This window comes from Holdemania massiliensis (genome assembly GCF_022440805.1).
Lineage (GTDB): Bacteria > Bacillota_I > Bacilli_A > Erysipelotrichales > Erysipelotrichaceae > Holdemania > Holdemania massiliensis_A.
Genome location: NZ_JAKNTK010000001.1, coordinates 810,711 through 831,980 on the forward strand (window position 1 = coordinate 810,711; position 21,270 = coordinate 831,980).

A 21,270-nucleotide genomic window follows, 5' to 3' on the forward strand; every position below is an offset into this window, starting at 1 on the left:
AGTGATAAAATTATTACATTTCTAGTTTTATCCACCCTTATTTCTATTTATATATATTTCTTTAAATATTACATTCTGAACATTCCCTATATCTTTATGAAATTTTGTTTGACAAGAGTTTCACTTTATAATAATTTACCTTAGTAAGGGCTTACAGGGGGAATAACAATGTTTAATATTATTAAGTATATTAAATTTTATCTGCGAAGATGATTTTTTGTTTTTTATTAAAAGACCATAAAAAGAAATAAGGGGAGAAAAAATGTTTAAGAGAGTAAAAAAAGTTTTGGAATGTATTTTAATCATCTGTTTGTTGACAATCCAAATCAATGATGCTGCAATTGTTGCTCAAGCTGAAAATAATCGCGTTCGCTTAAAGCCGACACAAGGTTATCAAACAATAGAAGTTAACCAGGGAAGAAAAGAATCAAGGCTAACAACAAATGAAGAAGTACCTGATGATACAATATCAGGCCAACCTTCTGATTCTGAGACAACGCCTGAACCTACACAAGAACCTGAAAATCCAGAACTGACACCAGAGCCAACTGCAGAACCAACTCAGCAGCCTGAACCGGCAGAAACACCGGAGATTTTGCCGACCTTAGAGCCTCAGGAAAGTATTGAACCTGATACGCCAAGTCCAACACCAACAATTGAACCGACTCTCATTCCAACCGTTTCGCCAAGCAGCACTCCGGGAGTGACGGCTACGCCTACAACAACGCCATCCGTAACACCTTCCACAGATAAAACGATTTTTTCATTAAACGATCAGGAAGAAAGCCAAAACCTAACTGAAATAGTTGAAGAAAGAACAGAAAACTCTAAGACATATGATCTAGGTGAAGGAATTTATAAAACCGATGTCTATATGAATCCTATACATAGAAAAATTGATGGGCAGTATGTAGAGATCAATACAAATTTAGATTCAGGTATTTCTTTATTATCAGAAGAAGGCCAAACAATTATAGCTCAAAATAATGATGTTTATTATAATGCTAGATTCTATTCTGGCGGGAATATTTTATCACAGATCAGAAATGAAAATGATGCACTTATCCAGACAGAAGTCGCCCAAGGGAATACCTCTACTTATCTGTCTGAATCAGATACAATTCAGTATTTTGATGTTTATCCGAATATTGATTTTCAGTATCGGATCATGACAACTGCATTGAAGGAAAATATTCTTTTAAAAGAAGGTTTTACTGGAAATGAACTACGGTATCAGTTAGATATTGGAAATTTAAATCCTGAAAAAGATGATACAGGAATGCTTTACTTCAAAGACAGTGAAGGTACAATTCAATTTATTTATGAATTACCTTATCTTATGGATGCGGCAAAAGAAGCATCATTTGACGTTTCTGTAGACTATGAAAGAATTAATGATACGAAAATTGAATTAATTATTCAATGGAATGAAGCTTGGACTCAAAGTGAAAGCCGTGTTTATCCAATTATTATTGATCCTGTGATCACTCCATACAGTGATTATGATGGAGTGGATGTTACTTCTTCATATGTTAGAAGTACAGATGGCAAGGCGATACAGTCAAAGAATATGCGAGTAGGATATGAGAGCCGATCTCAGGCATCGGAGTTAACGATTGAATGGGCACGCTCAATTATTCATTTCAAGATGCCAGACATCGGAACTGGAAAAAGAATTATTGATGCGAAAATGAAATTGTTCCGAGTTAATGGTTATGTGGATCATGCTGGAATTGATGTTTATTCCACAGCAGCTTATCTCGATCCTGCAAATGCTAATTATTATAATTTGCCTGAGAAAAAGAAAATAAGTAATGTCTCTGCACAAAGCTTGATGGGGACAGGGTATAAAGAGTTTGATATTACAGCTCACGCTAAGGATCTATATGCTGGAACAGATAAGACTTTGATTCTAATTTCTCAAGATGAATATGATAAAACTAAAGGTCCAAATGTTTTTATGACGGAAGGCAATACGGACCGACCGGTAATTTCATTAACATATAGTGTAGATGAAGATGTTGATTCTGGTTTAGATCCCAATTTAATGCTTACTAATTTAAGAATTTATTCTAAAGGCATTAATCAGTTTTATGGAATTAGCATTGATGGCATCCTCAAACCACGATATTATGTTGTATTCTATCTTTGTAAATTAAATGACAAGGGTGAAATTGTTCGCGTTGGAAAAGATCATTATTATGAATTAAATGAAAATCCAGGAACTACCTATATTGATCCTATATTTGTAACGTCACCAGTTGAAGGCGTACAGCATTTTGAAAAAGAGCCGGCGAATTTTACAACACCTTATATGGAAACGAGTGATTTTTCAGAAGGAGAAACCGTTTATTTGTATGAAGTTACAATAATGGAAGATCCGAGCGGCAGATACGGCGAGTATTCGTCATATACAGATCGTTTCTTATTTCATGAAGTAAAATTGGGAGAAACTTTGCCATCTTTAGCTGCTTACTACGGCGTTTCAATTGAACAGATTCAATTCGATAATAATACAACCGATAATGTTCTGGTTGAAGGTCAGAATATTGTTATCCGAATTCCTTCCGATACGCTTAAACCCAATGCAGATAGTTTTAGACCTCCTGTAACGATCACCGAATACACTGCAGATTATAAATATCGTGGTGATGTCTGCCTTTTTGCCTGTTATACTGCTGATCCAGTAAATGTAGGGAGCGGTAATTATTATCATAGTAATGTTGATCTGAAGCTTAAAGGTTATGAAAGTATTGAATTAAAAAGGTTTTATAATTCTTCGGGTGAAATAATGTCCTCTTTATTTGGAAATAATTTTACAACGAACTTCGATCAGTTTACTTTTTACGATAAAGATCATAATCTCTACTATTTAACTGAAAATGGAAGAATATATCAATATATTTATAATAACGGAAACTATACAACAGATATTGACAATCCATTTACACTGTCTTTTGAAGATAACAAAATTGTGATTACTGATGAAAACACACACAACGTTATGTATTTTAATGAATATGGGCTGCTTGACAAAATACAGGAGTTAAGCGGACAGTTCATTAAGCCGGTTTATGATGAATATGGAATGATCAGAAAACTAAGCTTATCGGATGCCAGTGAAGTAATATTTAATTACAACAATCAGAATATGGTTCAGGAGATTATTCTGCCGGACGCTACCAAAGTATTTTATGAGTATAATGAAAACCGGCAGCTAACGAAATTTACAAATGCCCAAGGATATACTGAAACCTATTCTTATGATGAATCGGGTCATATCAATGAGATTGTCGATGAAAATGGAGATTCATTAGGACGAAATACTTATGATAATCAAAATCGCGTAGTTCGTCAGATGGATGGTGAAGATAATGTGACAACCTTTGAGTATCAGCCGGGGAAAACGATTGTTACAAAAGGATCCAATGCGGTTACTTATTATATAGATTCTCTTGAACGTGTTACCAAAATTGAGTTCAGCGATGGGACGAGCCGTACTAACGATTATTCCAACGTCGAAAATCAATTGCTTTATTCCACAAATGAACTCGGTGCGAAGGCAGAATTTACTTATAATTCATATGGGGATATCGAACAAGCTAAAGATTTCGACGGCAAAATTGAGTCGTATGAGAAGAACGAGTATGGATTTCCAACTAGAATTAATTACTCAGACGGAAGCTATGAAGCGTTTACTTATGATAATCAAATGAATGTACTCACGCATAGAAACAAGTATGGAAAGACGGAGAGCTATGCTTATAATGACAAGAGCCAGGTCATCGAACATGTCGATTTTTACAATGGGAAAACGCAGATGGAGTATACAGGCAGCAACTTAACCCGAGCAGTTTTACCAAATGGGGAAGTAGTTATTTATGAATATGACGAGCTGAATCATCTCAAGAAAGAAAATCATGACGGATATTCTATTAACTATGTCGTTGACGCTTATGGAAGAAATACAGAAAAAAGGTATTCAACGGGAAGAACTGAAAAGTGGGAATATGATGGCCGAGGGAATATCACAAAGTATACAGATCCTAACGGCTTAATTACAACGACAGAATATAATAGTATGGATTTACCAATCTTGGTAACCCGTGGAAATCTGACGGAATCTTATACTTATGACGCAGAAGGAAGGAAAACATCCTATACTGATAAATTTGGAAAGACAGAAACTTATGTCTATGACATAAAAGGAAACTTAACTGAAACAACTGATAAATATGGAAACAAAACCACAAACACCTATGATGCTGCGTCTAACTTAATCAAAACGGTGGACAGTTTGGGTAATATCATCCTATATACGTATACGAATGGATTATTAACCACGGAAACGAATGGACGTGGTGAAAAAACAACGTATGAATATGATAGTTTGAAGCGTTTGACTAAAACAAAATATTGGAATGGTCAGACCGTGATCAACGAATATAACGATCAAGGATTGATTTCAAAATCGACAGATTCTAAAGGTATTGTTACTGAATATTTTTATGATGCGACAGGGAAAGAAACGAAAGTCACTGTCAATGGTATTTCTGAGTCTAAAGTGTATAATGCAGACGGCAATCTTATCGAAGAAATTGATAAAAAAGGTGTTAAAACACAATATGGCTATGATGTCAATGGCAATCAAAATTACGTTCTATATCAGGATGGTACCGAGGTTTTCCGAATTTATGACATCTATGGCAATATGATTTCAGAAACAGATCAGCTAGGACATATAAAAACAATTGAATACGATGCAGCCGGCAACGTAATAAAAGAGACAGACCATTTAGGAAACACTGCAATCTATACTTATAACGGTCTTTCTCAATTAGTTGAATCGACAGATAAAGAGGGATTTGTCACAACTTTTGAGTATAATGATTTTGGCATGATTATAAAAGAGATTTCACCGCGAGATTATATTACGACTTATGAATATGACAGCTTCGGCAATTTAACGAAGAAATATGTTGACAATGTACTCATTGAGGAAAATCATTATGATAATCATGGCCGTGTTACAGAAACGAAAACGCTGAAAGATCATACGACAAATACTTTAGACGCATTTGGAAACGTTTTGAAAAAAGTTGATCATAATACATTACTGGAAACAAATTATGAATATGATCTTCATGGAAATCTAGTCAAAGAAACCAATACTGCTGGTCAGCAGAAGCTTTATACTTATGATATGTATAATCGTTTAAAAACAATGACGAATTCCTTGTCACAAGTTGTGACTTACGATTATGACGTTTTCGATAATATCGTTAAAGAAACAAACAAAGGCATTGTCTCAGAAATGAGCTATACAGCTAAGGGTGAGTTATTATCCAGAAAAGAATCCGACGTAACGACAAGCTATGAATATGATATTTTTGGCAATGCTACAAAAAAGTTGGAGAATGATATAATTGTCGAAACGAATCAATATGATGCTTTATCACGTGTTATAAGAACAACGGATGCTTTAGGTAATTTTACTACTTTTGTTTATGATGCTGAAGGGAATCTGCTTGAGGAAACTGACAAAAACGGTAATAAAATTAAACACGAGTATGATAAAAAAGGCCAGGAAATAAAAACAACGGATGCTTTAGGTAATGTGTTTACTTATGTTTATGACGCTGATGGAAATCAAATCGAATCAAAAGATCCAGCAGGCAATAAAACGACAACCCAATATAATGCTTTCTCACAGCCAGTTAAAGAAGTAGACTCACGAGGATTCTTGACTGAATATGTGTATAACGCAAAGCAGCAGCTTATTACAAAAAAATTGCCTTATAACTATCAAGTGAATATGACTTATGATAATGCAGGCAATAATATCAGTGTAAAGGATACACGTGGAAATATTAGCTATACAGAATACAATTCGTTGGGTTACTTGGTTAAGGAAAAATCAGCAAATGGTGGAGAAACAAATTACTCTTATGATCTAGAAGGTCAATTGACGGAGAAAAAATTTCCTAATACCTTAATTGAAAAATACGAATATGACAGCCGCGGCAATTTAATCAAGTTTATTCGTAATGGCAATGTGATCCAAACGAACACGGTTAATTCTATGAATCGTGTTGTTACCGAAAAAGATGCTTTAAATAATACCATCAGCTACGAATATGATGCTTTTGGCAATGTTACGAAAATAACCAATGGAAATCAGATCACGGTTAATGAGTATGATTTAAACAAGCAGCTTATTAAGTCAACGATCAATAATGAAAAGGTTTTTGAATATTCCTATGACAAAAACGGAAATCAAACCTCTGTAAAACAGAACGATCGGTTGATTAAACAGTTGGATTACAACGGTAACAATCAGGTTATATTGGAGTTGAGCCAAGGTGTCGAAAAATATACAGAATACAATGCGATTGGAAAAGTGAGTGAGGAAGGTTATCTTAGCGGCGAACAAAAGAATGTTTTATATCGTTATGAGTATGATTCGTCAGGCAATATAATCAAGCAAACAGATAATCAGAATCATGAAAAGAGTTTTGCGTATGATGCTTTCAATAATAAGATTGAAGAAATTGATACGAATGGCAACAGCACACGTTTCGCCTATGATGGTGAAGGCAATTTAACGAAAGTAGAAGATGCAGAAAATCGTGTCGTGAATTATACCTATGATAATGCAAACAATCTTATTAAAAAAAGTTATAGCGTGACGCAGGAAGCGACGTATGCTTATAACTTAATGGGACAAATGGTCTCTTCTCATGATGAGTACGGGATTAATTTAAGTATGCAATATGATTTGCTGGGCAATAAAACGAAGCTCATTAAAGCTGATAAGAAAGAGATTAATTATGAATATGATTCACTTGGCAATCTTACAAAAGAATTCTGCGGAAATCTAATTCATACATTTACTTATGATGCTCATGGAAATCGTTTGACAAGTTCAGATTATAGTACGGAAACAAGATCTTATGACATTTATGATCGGTTAATCAGAGTAAAAGATGTTAATGGGAATGTCGTTGAATATGAATATGATGTGTTTGATAATCAGACGAAAATTATTGTTACTGACAATAGTGGTCCAAGTTATTACGCTGATGAGCCTACAGGCCCAAAAGTTAACATTCAATTAAAAAAATACAATGATTGGAATCAACTTATTGAAGTTTATAGTGATGATGTCGGATCGTTAACAACACCCAAAGCCACATATACTTATGACGATAATGGTCATGTTAATCAGATTTCTGAACTTGGATTAACTGTAACTATAAATTATGATGTTTATGGGCAGTTGATTTCCAAAACAACAAAGAGCCAAGCGAAGACGATCCACGATTTACAGTATACATATGACGGAGAAGGAAATGTTTTAACAGAGAAAGTTAAATCAAAATACGATATAAATTCTGGAGTATGTAAAGAAGAATACAATAACGTTTATACTTATGACAAAATGAATCAATTGAAATCCAGTACTAAAAAGGATATTCAGGGAAACATGACAACAACGAATTACTTCTATAATTATAAAGGGGATCGGGTTGCTCAAACTCCAGAAGGAAATGAAGTCTACATTTATAATGATCATAATCTGTTGGAAAGAATAGAAACTGCACAAGGCGTACAACGATTCTATTATTCAGCAAATGGAGAAGTAACCCAAATTACTTCTACCAATTCCTCAACTTATAATTTCTCTTATAATTTGTTTGGGAACTTAACCTATGTAGATCATGGTGATTCAAGTCTTTACTATAATTATAGTTATGATGCCAACAATAATATGACAGGATTAAAAGAAACATATGAGGTAAATTATAATAATTATAATGAGGTTATTCCCTATGCAGATGGCCCAGAAATTGTAGAAACATATAACTATTTTGTTAATGACGTTTCATTGGCGAATACAGAACAGTTAGAAAGTATCTCTAAGAGTTGGCGTTACGGTGGATCGAATACATTCTATTATTATGGCTTAGAACGATTAGGTTCTGGAAACACGTTGTATCATACTTCACTCAATGGGACAGTGGCATTTACAACAAATTCAGACACGTTGGGAAACATTTATTCCATATCGGATAATTATTATTATGAAGATTATGGTGTATCCAATAAATATGGATTCAGTTTAAATGGCGAGTATAAAGATTCTAGTGGTATAATACATTTAAGAAACAGAGCCTATTTATCACAATACGCAATGTTCTTACAACTGGATGATTACACAGGGACTTTAGAAAACATAACAAGTCAAAACCGAAGAACGTTTGCCAACAACAATCCATATCGATTCTATGACAAAACTGGTAATAACGCGGAAGAGGTGAGAACAACCGCCCAAGCGAATCAAAATCAGACTGGCTATGATATTGATTATGTAAAGGCACAAGTAGTTGAAGATTATAATCAAAATGAAGGCGAACCGATTATGCCATTAGATGGTGGGGTACTCCCTTGGGAATGGGATTGGGGAATATCTATAACTGCAGAAGATTTGAATAGGTTAATAAAGTCTGGTAAGGCACTATTGCATGAAGCAATAAAATTGTTTGCAATAGGTGTGCTTGTGATTATATGTGCGCAAGGGTTAAAAGCAACAGTAAATACGTATGAGAAGCAGCAAGAACAGGAAGCAAAGGTTTCTCAATCAAGTGCGAGCTCGAATGCAGGGACAATAGATACTCCTTCAAACAATTATAACAAAGGATTGGATGAGGCTTTAAGGGATTTGGGTAAGCAATTGTCTGGAACAGCAGGTGCGGCTATATTTGATGTCTTGCTTGGATTGGTCATATCTGAAATTAAGAGATATGTTAATAATGAGAGATTTAATAAGAAAGAAAAGCATCATGTCGTACCACTAAATGCTGGTAATCCAATGAATAGAAGAGTAATACAATGGGCGGAAATTAATAGTACAACTAAAGAAAGGCATCTAACAGTTAATATTGCAGAAATTTATATGTATCTACACTATACAATTCATCGTGCTCCAATTGTAAAAGACGAATATTTAAAGATGTTGAACAGAGAATATAGTCCATATTATACTCTTGCCAATAGTAAATTACCTTGTGATCCGATATCAAAGAATGTTATTACAACAAAAACAAGAACAATCAGAGATTTCTTAGAAAAAATAAGTGATGAAACACATAAGATAATGAGGATGTTCAATTATGTATAGAATAAAACAGTTCGGAAGTAAAATTTATACAACTCACTTGATAGGCTATAATGAAAAATATTGTTATTTGTTTTTAAATTGTAACACACGCTTTATAGTCTATTCTTTAGAGTTGGAAAAAGTAATCATTGAATCAAGAGACTTGCAATGGGTAGAAACTATCGATTTTACTGCTGATTTAGACTATGCGATATGCAGAAGTTTTAAAACTAAAAGTAATCAACTAGCAGACGCCTACCTTATTGAGATGAGTAAGCTAAAGGATGGTTTAAATTATGAATATTTGGGTAAGTTAGCGTGCAACAGAGTTTGGAAACTTTCTCGCTTTTCAAGCGGCATGGTTATGGCTACAGCCAATAAAATACAAATCATGGATTGTAAAACAAAAGAAGTAATAATGGAAGCAGAGAATAAGTTTTTCTATTATAAATTGCTTTCTTTACGCGAGGAAGAAGAAGAGGATGTTTTAGAAGTAACCTATCTTGGAACCGACACAAATGAGTATTATCAAATTCGGTCAGACTCTATCCAGATCATTCCGGGAATGGATCAAGATGAAAAGCAATATATAGCATGGAAGAGATATGGATTTGATCGGCAGCTTCTTCAATCACGTACATCCTCTGGCGGAGTTAAAATTGAGGATCAAAGGAATCAGCGAACTGTTATATTAGAGGGAGAAAAACTCATTGTTTGTGAAGGGCAAGTATCGCTGTCTGGGAATTATTTTTGGACACTTGTAATTCGAGAACTAGATGAAAGTGAAGTTATTTCATATTTTGTTGAAAAGAAAAAGTTAATATCGGAAGCCTATGAAAGAATAGAAACAGAAGAAAGATCTGGAGAAGAGAGTGGATTAATATGCAAAGATCCTACATGGGCAGGTTCGGTACAAAGGGAGAAGAAATATGAAAATTATCCAAGTGGAACAGGAGAATTAAAAAGAAATAAAATGTATTTTGTCTTATTTGATTTAAGAACAGAGGAAGTAGTTCATATATTAGATGACACTTTTGAGATTTGGGGTGTTGATAAATATGAATTTGATGAAAAAACAGGGCTAATATTTCTGGAAGAGTCATTAAAACAATACTGTATATCAATCCTTCAACTGGAGGAAAAAGATTATATCCATCAGAAGTTAAATCAACTGGATTTTAGAAAACTTCAACTGGCTAGTGGGGCAAAAGAACAGTTTTGTGAATCAATTTTATTTAAAGGATATTAATATTCAGTTCAATGATAAAAGCATATCTTACTTTATTAAGCAGGGTATGCTTTTTGATTAAATGGAGCAAAATTGGAAAAAGGGAATTGTTCTGAAACACAACCGATAAAATGCAGCTATTATATGCAATTTTTGATAAAGATTATTGGATTTAGTTATTTTATAAGGATAGAGCCTGAAGATAAATTGAAATATTCTTATGATCATTTGACTAATCCAAGGTTTAGTTTGTTGAATATCAATGATTCTAAGTGCAGAAATTATTCGTTAAAAGAAATTAGAAAGCATTTGCAACTTTATGGTGAATTATAATTTCATAAGAATAATTTATGAGAAAATCTAAATGTTGAGATAAGCAGTATACCAATGAAATACTACTTATCTTTTTTATTTCCAGCTAAATTATGTGGTATGATTAAAACAAGAATAGGCAAGCAGCTGAAAATAAAGGCATATTATTCTTAGAGCAAAAGAATTTGGCAATAAAGTTTATGCTATATATCTACTCGGATATAAGGAAAAATACTGTTTGTTATTTATTCACTATTATTGTGAAAGTGGAAATGAAAAAATATGCAGAGCTTTCGAAACCCACAGAAGTCAATGGGCTAAAGTATATGTGGTTGACATGAATAAATTGAGTGAAAGCTTTGAACATGAATTTATCAAATTCTTATGATATAGGCTTTAAAGATGGTTCTGTACTTATAAGTTAGCGAATATAAGAAGTTTCTTAGAAAATTTAAGTGATCAATCGCATAAAGTGATTAGGAGGTTCTTATGAAAAAAATTGCGGAATTATCATTGGGAATAGAAAGTAATAATCATTTATTGGGGATAAATGAAAAGTATAACCTATTATTCATCCAAATAGAGAAAGCATTAATTCTTTTCTCGCTAAAATCATTAGAAATAATAGAAAGATATAAATTTTCAGGTATTCCAGAAGCTGTTATATTTAGCGAAAGTAAAGACTATGCAGTTCTTGTATGCCGTCAAGGTTTTTCATCTTCCAATAAGGTATATTTAATGAATTTGCAGGAAGATTTAAAACATCTGAATTTCTCTTTGAAGGGTGAAGCGAGCGCTGTCTTTAAATCTACTATTTTTCCACTTTCGAATTATCCAGACCACATACTAATTGGCAGAAAGAATAGTTTAGAATTATTCAATTGCAGGAAAGATGAAATAGATATTACATATCAAACCGATAAGAAAATTCATTTAATTAATTTGATAGAATTTAACGATGAGATTAACTTAGCAGTGCGATATGAAGCTGAGTTTCAAGAGGATATAAGTAAACTCTATCTTCTTAAGCCTGATATTGATTACTATTGTATAGATAATGGAGTCATTTATGAACGGAGTGTTGTTTCACCAAAAGTAAGCAAATATTATAAAGAGAAGACAATTCATTTTGTTAATGATGGAAGTCAATTGATTTTGTCAAATTCAAGTACTTCATCTAAACAAGCTTATAATCCTAAACTAGATCGATTGAATATTGAGTTTGTTGATATTGAAGGACGATATTTAAGTGGAGAAGTTCATTTTTTTGATCAAAAGGATAACTATTTAGGAAGATATTCCTTTTTGATGGACGCAAAAACATTGGAGCCTGTATATGCGAAAAAAGATGGTTTAAAGTTTTATTACTATGCAAAGAAGAATTATTTAATTTATGTGGAAGTCAGGGAAGAAGATTATATTGAGATTGTTGAATTTACCGAAAAAGATCATCAATCCCTGACCATGGAATTGTTAAGAAAAGGCAGAGTGAAAAAGAATAAAGTTGATTCACAAGGGTTTAAGCAGATAATATTGTAAGTCAAAAGTTAATAATCAACGATTATCATTATAAAATCAAAGATGGAGATAAGTGGTATATCAAGGAAATACTGCTTATCTTTTTTTTATTTCTGTTTTATAACATCAGCCATACTTACTGTGAACAAGCGGAAATTGGCAGACCAATCCGGATTGAATCAAATCATAAACAAAGCAGTAAGGACAAAGCTGAAAGCGTTTTCTGACCGAGCTGTTCATGATATAATAAATCTTACAACAGGGAAAGGACGATGATGAATGGCGGGGGGAACTGCACAGCTGGCTTTGGATCGGGTGGAAGCTGGGGAAAATTTAGAAATTACAAAAACACGAAAAACATTACCGGAGGGAATTACAAGGGGAATGTTGATGAAGGATGTCTTACGGATTGCCGGGCCATCTTTTGTGGAGCTGACGCTGACGCAGCTGACCTCCATGGCCGATTTAATGATGGTCGGACAGCTGGGAGCCTGGGCGATTACGGCCGTCGGATTAACAACGCAGCCGAAGTTTTTAATGATGACGATGTTTATGGCGATGAATGTCGGGGCTACCGCTCTTGTCGCTCGTTATAAAGGCGCAGAACAGCCAGGAAAAGCCAATGAAACAGTACGGCAGGCTTTGATGCTGACGCTGATTATGTCGATCGCTGCTTCGTTGGTCGGCTTCTTCTTTTCCGAAACGATGGTTCGGTTTATGGGAGCGACGGATGAGCTGAGTTTGGCTAACGGAACGATTTATCTGCAGATTCAGATGGCAGGCTTTGTACTGATGGCGCTGACTACGACGATTACGGCGCTGCTGCGTGGGGTGGGTGATTCCAAAACCGCGATGAAATACAATGTGACCGCGAATGTCGTCAATATTGTTTTGAACTGGATCTTGATTTACGGCAATCTGGGATTTCCCAAAATGGGTGTGGCAGGAGCTTCGCTGGCCACGGTCATCGGTCAGACGGCAGCCTTTCTGATGGCGGCCTGGGCCTTGATGAAAAAGGGCGGATATCTTGAATTCCATCTGCTTGAGAAATATCATATCGATAAAGAAATACTCGGCAACATCTTTGCGATAGGTCTGCCGGCGATGGTGGAGCAGCTGTTTATGCGCTTTGGCGTCATCCTCTATTCTAAAACTGTAGCTTCCTTAGGCACAGTGGCGTTTGCCACGCATAATATCTGCATGAACATTCAGGCTCTGTCGTTTATGATCGGTCAGGGCTTCGCGGTTTCCTCGACGTCGCTGGTCGGCCAGTCATTAGGAAAAAAACGCACGGATATGGCGCATCATTATGGAAAAGTCAGTCAGCAGATCGGAATTGGTTTTTCTTTGATCCTGGCTTTGATCTTCTTTGTGATCGGCGGTCCGATTGTCGCCCTTTACAGCAATGAAGCAGAAGTCATCGAACAGGGTACGCGGATTCTGATGTTTCTGGCACTGATTCAGCCATTCCAGGCGACGCAGTTTATTCTGGCCGGTGTTCTGCGCGGCGCTGGAGATACGAAGACCACGGCTGTGGTCATCTTTGTCACGACCCTGATCGTGCGTCCATTGTTGGCCATTTTAACGGTTTACGAACTGAAGTGGGGCTTATATGGAGCCTGGATTGCATTGGTTGCGGATCAGCTTTTGCGCACTCTGCTGATCTGGCTGCGTTACCGAAGCGGAAAATGGCAGCTGATGAAGCTGCGGGGCGAGCAGGCATAAACTGAAATCAGGAAAAGGAGATAAATTATGAAACCAATTCAAATGGCTGAGGGAAAATTAGCGCGCGGGCCGCTGCCGGCAATGTTCTGCGCCCGTCATTACGAACAGGTTAAGGCATTTCATCAATCACTGGCTGACTATGCGCCAACGCCGCTGATCAATCTGGAAGCTTTGGCGAAGCAGCTGGGCATCAGGGCGATCCTGGTTAAAGACGAGTCGCAGCGGTTTGGGCTCAAAGCCTTTAAGGCTTTGGGGGCCAGTTATGCGGTTCATCAGATTCTGGCTGAAATGCCGGATCAAAAGCCGGTTTTTGTTACGACCACGGATGGCAATCATGGCAAGGGTGTGGCCTGGGCAGCGCTGCAGGCAGGGTGCCGGGCGGAAATTTTCATGCCAAAGGGCACCGTGGCCAGCCGGGTTGAAGCGATTGAAGCCCTGGGCAATGCCAAAGTCACAGTGACAGAATGGGGATATGATGAAACAGTGCGCTGGACACGCGAATATGCCCAACGGCAAGGATATATCCTAGTTCAGGATACCGTGCTGCCCGGATACCATAAAATTCCGCAGAATATTGTCTTAGGCTATACGACCATGATCCGCGAGGTTTATCAGCAGCTTCCGCCTTCAATTCAGCCGACGCATGTGTTTTTGCAGGCCGGAGTCGGGTCGATGGCCGGGGCGGTTTTAGGCTGGCTGGCGGATACGCTGAAAGATCAGCTGCCAGTCACTTCGATCATTGAGGCGGTGGATTCAGCCTGTGTTTTTGCTTCCTGTCCACAGGGAAAGCTGGTATCGAAGGCAGGAATCACGCCGACCATCATGGCGGGGCTGAACTGCGGTGAAGTCAATCCTGATATCTTCCCTGTCCTGCGTGATTATGCTTCGTTCTACTTTGCCTGTGCCGATGAAATTACTGAGGCAGGGATGCGCCAGTACGCCAATCCATCCGACGGAGATCAAGCGATCGTTGCGGGTGAATCCGGAGCCGTGGGCTTGGGATTGGTGTTGAAACTGTGTCAGGACTCTAGTTATGCTCAGATGAAACAGGCTTTAGGCTTTGATGAGAATTCGGTTGTCCTGCTTTTCAATACGGAAGGGGCGACTGATCCTGAGGATTATCTAAGAGTTGTCGGCCGGCCTTGGACGGAGGTGAGCGGATGAAGAAAAATTCAGACCGCACTCTAGCCAATGTCGTCGTCACCGTCGTTCTGCTTGCGCTGATCGGTTTTGGCATTGCCGTACAGAATGTCGATCAGATCTTCCCGGAGATCGCTTCTGCTACCCCTAAGCCTCAGCCCATTTCGAAAACGGTGACGCTGCCTTCCTTTTTGGATGGCTGTCAGCGCAATGAAGAGAATACGCTGACCATCACGGAAATGGATGGCATTGTGAGTCTGATTCAGAAATATCACTGTGAAGTCAACGAACTGACGGAAGCGGACAAGCAGCTTTTAGCTCAGGGCATCACTCCGATCAGTACACAGGAAGTCCGTTTTTCCATGGAAATCCAGATTATTCAAAACGCTACGCAGCGGCAGGATCAGCTACTTCAGGAAATGATCAAATGGCAGAAGCTGGTGGATTATGTAGGCTGTTTCTATCACTGCGTGCGGCTGAGTACAACCGAAATTAATGAAGATAACATCATGAACTACGCAGAAGTTTTGGATGAGCAAGCCTGGCAGGTTGATCAAATTTATCGAATTGACCAAGTAGTGTTTGGAACGGTCGGTGATCGTTTGTTTACATTTGGGATCGCAGAAGTTCTGGAGCCTGCCCAATCGACGGAGGAGATCAACGTGCTTGACGTAACCGATCCTCAAGTCATAGCCAAAATCCGGCCGTTAGTCGATCTTGAAGTTCCTCAATGATTTTTTCATCCCCATATGAAAAAATTAAAAGACGGACAGAACGGAAAAGGGGGAATATCCAGCATGGCGAAGCAGATAAAGACACAGACCAGCGATCGGTTTCTTCCAACCCGGACGCTGGTTTTCGCATTCATTTTCCTGATCGGATCCGGGCTGCTGATTCAGAATCTTGATTTCCTCTATCCCCTTTTCCATCAACCGGAACCGCTGCCGCAGGCGGTTGTGGAACTGCCGCCTTTCTTAGAAGGCTGCCGATCGGATGAAGTAAACCGCATGACTGTGACTCAAAGTGAAGACCGGCTGTATCTGGATTTGGAATACCATTGCTCGAATATGGAGATGACCCGGGAACAACAACTGCTCAAGGCTCAGGGACTTTCAGAATCTACACGTTCTTATCTGGAGTTTGGAATAACCGTGGAACAGTTCGATGATGCGCAGAAGCTTGAGACTGCGCTGACACAGGAATTGATGCGCTGGGCACAGTTTTATCAAAGAACAGGCTGCTTCTATTCTTGTGTTCGGATCAATGAAACAGAAATCACAGAAGCGAATATCATGGATTTCGTGGAAGTTTTAGATGCTCAAAGCTGGCAGGTTGACCGGCTGATGCGGGTGGAAAATGTCATTCTTGGCACAGTCGGCATGCGGCTGTTTTCGTTCGGCCGGATCAATCAGACAGAGGTCGGCGCTGATCCCACGCAAAGTATTCCCTGGGATTTAACGGATCCGAAAGTCATCGCCAAGATTCGCCCGTTAATCGATACAGAAGTTCCGCCGCATCTTCAGTTCAGCACGGAATAAGTGAGAAAGGAAAGGCAAAGACAATGGATAAAATAGAAATTCTGAATGTCCGAGAAGGAAATCTGAAGGATGTTTCTCTGATGCTGCCGAAAGAAAAGCTGATCGTCTTGACTGGGGTATCCGGCTCCGGGAAATCCACATTTCTGATCGACGTGCTGTTTAATGAATGTCAGCGGCAGTATCTGGAAGCCATGGGAATGCAGGGAATACCGAAACCCAAAGTCAGGAAAGTCCGCGGCGCCAGTCCGGCGATTGTGATCACCCAAACGATGGAAAATAAAAATCCACGCTCGACGGTCGGCACACAAAGCAACATCTATACTGATCTGCGGATGATCTATGAGAAGCTGCATCGCCGTACCTGTCCCCAGTGTCATCGCGAGATTGAAGCAGCCGAATGTCGGGAAACGACGGAGAAAATCAACGGGGACTTTCATGTAACTATGGATTGTCCGCATTGCGGGTTCCGCATGGATAAGCTGACCCGGACTTATTTTTCCTTCAATACCATGGAGGGAGCGTGTCCGGCTTGCGAAGGTTTGGGACAGATTTCGGTGATCGATTCAGCGCGGATTCTCGATGATTCGTTATCGCTCGAACAGGGTGCAGTGCGCTTTTGGGAAAAACGATATGGCGAATATCAAAGCGAGCTTTATTATACTGCCTGCAAAGCATTGGGAATTGAAGCTCCGCACAACGTTCCGCTGTCGCAATACACCGCTGCCCAGCGGAAGCTGCTGCTGGAAGGAAGGACTTCGTTGTCGGAGAAGCCGGATTTAAAAAAAGCCGGAAATTTTGAAGGGGTGGTTGCCAATCTGAAACGACGCTGGGCTGAAAAAGGCGGTCAGGCTTCGGCCTTGGATGCTTATTTTAAACGGACGCCGTGTCCGGTCTGTCATGGTGAACGGCTAACTGAGTTAAGCCGTACCGTAACAGTCAACAAGACCCGACTGCCGGAATTATCTGCGCTTTCACTGACGGCGCTGCAGAACTGGATAGAACAGCTGGATGCCATTTTAACCGGCAATGCGAGAATTGTGGCAGAAGCGTATCTGCGCGATATTCAGACCAAACTCAGACGGCTGATTCGCTTAGGCTTAGGGTATCTGACGCTGGATCGGCAGATTGTGACGTTATCCGGCGGTGAGCGGCAGCGGCTGCGCTTGGCGGCGGCATTGGATTTGGAAATGTCGGGACTGGTGATCATGCTGGACGAGCCGACGGCCGGTCTGCATCCGCAGGATACCGAAGGCCTGATGGATATTCTTAGACATCTGCGGGATCTGGGTAATACGGTGATCGTGATCGAACATGATCAGCAGGTCATGGCCGCGGCGGATCTGTTGGTAGAGTTTGGCCCGGGAGCGGGAATCCACGGCGGCCGAATTGTCAGCTACGGTACCTTAGAACAGCTTCAGGCGGATCCAGCCTCCCTGAGCGGCACCTGGCTGCGGCGTCCGGATGAATTCAATCCGCATCCAAGACCGGCTCAGCATTGGCTCACGATTGAAAATGCCAGTCTTTATAATCTCAATCATCTTGATGTAAAAATTCCGATCGGCTGTCTGAGCGCCGTTACCGGACCTTCCGGTTCCGGAAAGTCAACCCTGATCTTTGAGGTGCTGGCATCCGGGCGCTGCCCTCAGGCGATGATCCGCGGTTTGGAAAACTTTGATCAGATCGTTCGAATTGAACAAACTTCGATCACCCGGATGAAGCGCTCCAATACTGCGACGTATACCGGAATCTACACGCTGATCCGCCAGCTTTTTGCACAGACCGATCAAGCCCGGGCAGCCGGACTGAGCGCGAAGGCTTTCTCATTCAATACCCCGGGCGGCCGTTGTGAAAGGTGTCAGGGCATGGGCGTTGTGGAAAGCAATCTGTTGTTTTTTGCCAATACGGAGATCGTCTGTCCGCAATGTCATGGTCAGCGGTTCAATGAAACAGTGCTGGCGGTTCAATACAACGGCATGACGATTCGGGAAGTTCTGGATCTGACGGTCGAGGAAGCACTGGATTTCTTTGCGGATCAGCCTAAAATTCACGCTTCGCTTGCCCTGCTGGAAGAAACCGGCTTGGGTTATCTGCCGTTAGGTCAGCCGCTGACGACGTTGTCCGGCGGGGAAGCACAGCGCTTAAAGCTGGCGGCAGAGCTGATTGAAAATCCAAACGGTAAGAGGCAGCTCTATTTAATGGATGAACCGACGACGGGTCTGCATCCGGAAGACATTGCCCACTTTATCCAGCTGCTTTACCGGCTGCGGGAGGCCGGCCATACCCTGATTGTGGTTGAACACAATCCGCAGCTGATCCGTGCCTGCGACTGGGTGATTGATTTGGGTCCGCAGGGTGGGGAACAGGGCGGCCAGCTGATGTTTGCCGGCGTGCCGCAGGTTTTAAAATCCACCGGCGTCAGTGCAACAGCCCGCTTTTTGTAGCCGGATGGTCCAGCTTCGATCTTTCTGTCAACGCCACAACAGCTTCATTCTCAGCTTGCCGGACGCTGGTCTAAAGCAAAGGGATTGAACTGGGAGTCTTGCTTCTCAGTTCGTTTTTCAATGATCAGCCTGAATTCAACGGTCTTCTTAGATCGTTGTTTTTTTTGATGCAGGATTGAATCAGTCCCGATTCAGAGAAAAAAGAATAACCGGTGTGAGGAGGAAAGAATAGGAATAAGGTGAAGGACGGCTTGACTTGCGTCAGATCCGGAGTATACTTAGACATGTTCGTATACAAGTAAACTAATTGACAAGGAGGCCGGCAGATGAATAAAATCCGTATTCCCATCTTCAATGTTGAACAGATGCTGAAAGGCTATGCGCGTCTGCGCGAGGCTTACAGCCGTTACTGCGCAAGGTCTGTGGCAGGCGAAGTCTTCTCCCCCAATGAGATGAATGTTCTGATCTTTTTGTTCAACAATCCGTCGATCAATACGGCGAAGGAGCTGACTGTCACGCTGTCGGTTTCCAAAGGACTGGTCTGCCGCAGTGTCGATGCTCTGACGCGGCGGGGGTATCTGACCAGTGAGGAAGATGTCCACGATCATCGAATTCTGCACTTGAAGCTGACGCCCAAAGCTGCGCCGGTGATCGGTCAGATGCGTCTGAGCATGGATCAGTTTTCCCACGCCCTGACACGCAATATTACCGAGGAAGATCTGGCTGTTTACAGCCGGGTTCAGCATCAGATTTATGCGAATATCGAAGCGATGACCAATCAGAAAGGGGATTAAACTATGCTTCAATCCAAGGAAACAAATTTAGGAGAGGATCGGGTAGGCCGGCTGTTTTTCGCACTGGCAGTCCCGGCGATTACCTCTCAGGTTGTCAATGCACTCTACAACATGGTCGACCGCATGTATATCGGCCACATTCCCGGCAGCGGGGCATCCGCGCTGACCGGCGTCGGCGTGGCCTTTCCGCTGATCATGATCATTTCGGCCTTTGCCGCGCTTGTCAGCATGGGCGGTGCGCCGCGGGCTTCCATCATGATGGGCAAAGGCGATAACGAACAGGCCAATAAAATTTTAGGCAACTGCTTTACAGCGCTGGTGATCACATCTGTGGTGCTGACCGCCGTAACGATGCTGTTCTGCGAACCGTTATTGATGTTGTTTGGAGCCAGTGAAAATACGATTGTCTATGCCAAAGCCTACATGATGATCTATGCAGCCGGAACGATTTTCGTTCAATTGACGCTGGGCATGAACGCGTTTATTTCAGCACAGGGTTTCTCTCGCATCAGTATGCTCACGGTGATTATCGGTGCGATTACCAATATCGTTCTCGATCCGATTCTGATCTTCGGCTTCAACATGGGCGTGCGCGGAGCCGCGTTGGCGACGGTGCTGTCACAGGCGGTTTCCACGATCTGGGTGCTGCAGTTTTTAAGCGGCAAAAAAAGTCAGCTGCGGCTGCATCCGAAATATTTCAATATCAATGCCAAGATCTTATTCCCCGCCCTGGCACTTGGCGTGGCACCGTTTATCATGCAGTCAACCGAAAGTCTGTTGGTCTTATGCTTCAATTCTTCTCTGCTTAAATACGGCGGTGATCTGGCGGTCGGGGCGATGACGATCCTGTCCAGCGTGATGCAGTTTTCGATGCTTCCGCTGCAGGGACTGACACAGGGAGCGCAGCCGATCATCAGCTTCAATTACGGTGCGGGAAAGATTGATCGGGTGAAGCAGGCGTTCCGTCTGTTGTTGGTCTGCTGTCTGGTTTATTCAGCGACGATGTGGCTGCTGTGCATGGTGGCGCCGCAGATGTTCGCGGCGATCTTTACCAGTGATCCAGCCTTGACGCAGATTACGGTATGGGCGCTAAGAATTTATATTGCCGCGGTCTTCCTGATGGGGGCGCAGCTGGCTTGCCAACAGACCTTCATCGCGTTGGGCAATGCTAAGATTTCTACCTTCTTAGCCTTGCTGCGGAAGATTATCCTGTTGATTCCGCTGATTTACATTCTGCCGAATTTCTTCGAAAATCAGGTATTTGCGGTCTTTGTGGCGGAACCGATTGCGGATACAATTTCCGTTCTGACCACCGTGATTTTGTTCTTCCGCTTCTTCCGTAAGGTAGAAAAGCAGCAGGTTCATGCTTAAGGTTTAAAGTCAGACAGAACGCATCCCAGTGAAGCTCCGTTTT

At 40.7% G+C, this 21,270-nt stretch carries 10 protein-coding genes; all 10 read left to right on the top strand.

Annotated features, from left to right (window positions below; all coding sequences use genetic code 11):
• Window positions 1–262 precede the first annotated feature (262 nt).
• A complete protein-coding gene (locus MCG46_RS03740) occupies window positions 263–9,181 on the top strand; it encodes a DUF6531 domain-containing protein (protein ID WP_240277772.1) in 8,919 nt (2,972 codons plus the stop codon).
• Window positions 9,174–10,409 carry a hypothetical protein gene (locus tag MCG46_RS03745; RefSeq protein WP_240277774.1) on the top strand — a complete coding sequence of 412 codons (1,236 nt, stop codon included), beginning with the start codon at window positions 9,174–9,176 and terminating at the stop codon, window positions 10,407–10,409. Before MCG46_RS03740 ends, MCG46_RS03745 begins: the two co-directional genes overlap by 8 nt.
• 780 nt (window positions 10,410–11,189) lie before the next feature.
• Window positions 11,190–12,239, top strand: coding sequence for a hypothetical protein (locus MCG46_RS03750; RefSeq protein ID WP_240277776.1), 1,050 nt, complete (start codon window positions 11,190–11,192; stop codon window positions 12,237–12,239).
• A 258-nt stretch (window positions 12,240–12,497) separates the two neighbouring features.
• Window positions 12,498–13,943 (top strand): MATE family efflux transporter, encoded by a 1,446-nt coding sequence (locus MCG46_RS03755; protein ID WP_240277778.1) that lies wholly within the window; start codon window positions 12,498–12,500, stop codon window positions 13,941–13,943.
• Between the two features lie 27 nt (window positions 13,944–13,970).
• Window positions 13,971–15,107 (top strand): diaminopropionate ammonia-lyase, encoded by a 1,137-nt coding sequence (locus tag MCG46_RS03760; protein WP_240277780.1) that lies wholly within the window; start codon window positions 13,971–13,973, stop codon window positions 15,105–15,107.
• A complete protein-coding gene (locus MCG46_RS03765; RefSeq protein WP_240277782.1) occupies window positions 15,104–15,817 on the top strand; it encodes a hypothetical protein in 714 nt (237 codons plus the stop codon). The genes MCG46_RS03760 and MCG46_RS03765 overlap by 4 nt, the downstream gene beginning before the upstream one ends.
• 63 nt (window positions 15,818–15,880) lie before the next feature.
• On the top strand, window positions 15,881–16,621 hold the full coding sequence (locus MCG46_RS03770) for a hypothetical protein (protein ID WP_240277784.1): 741 nt from the start codon (window positions 15,881–15,883) through the stop codon (window positions 16,619–16,621).
• A gap of 23 nt (window positions 16,622–16,644) precedes the next feature.
• Complete coding sequence (locus MCG46_RS03775) at window positions 16,645–19,062, top strand: AAA family ATPase (RefSeq protein ID WP_240277786.1); 2,418 nt, start codon at window positions 16,645–16,647, stop codon at window positions 19,060–19,062.
• 326 nt (window positions 19,063–19,388) lie between these two features.
• Window positions 19,389–19,856: a MarR family winged helix-turn-helix transcriptional regulator gene (locus MCG46_RS03780; protein ID WP_240277788.1), complete on the top strand. Its 468-nt coding sequence runs from the start codon at window positions 19,389–19,391 to the stop codon at window positions 19,854–19,856.
• 3 nt (window positions 19,857–19,859) lie between these two features.
• Window positions 19,860–21,227, top strand: coding sequence for an MATE family efflux transporter (locus MCG46_RS03785; protein ID WP_240277790.1), 1,368 nt, complete (start codon window positions 19,860–19,862; stop codon window positions 21,225–21,227).
• The last annotated feature ends 43 nt before the right edge of the window (window positions 21,228–21,270 follow it).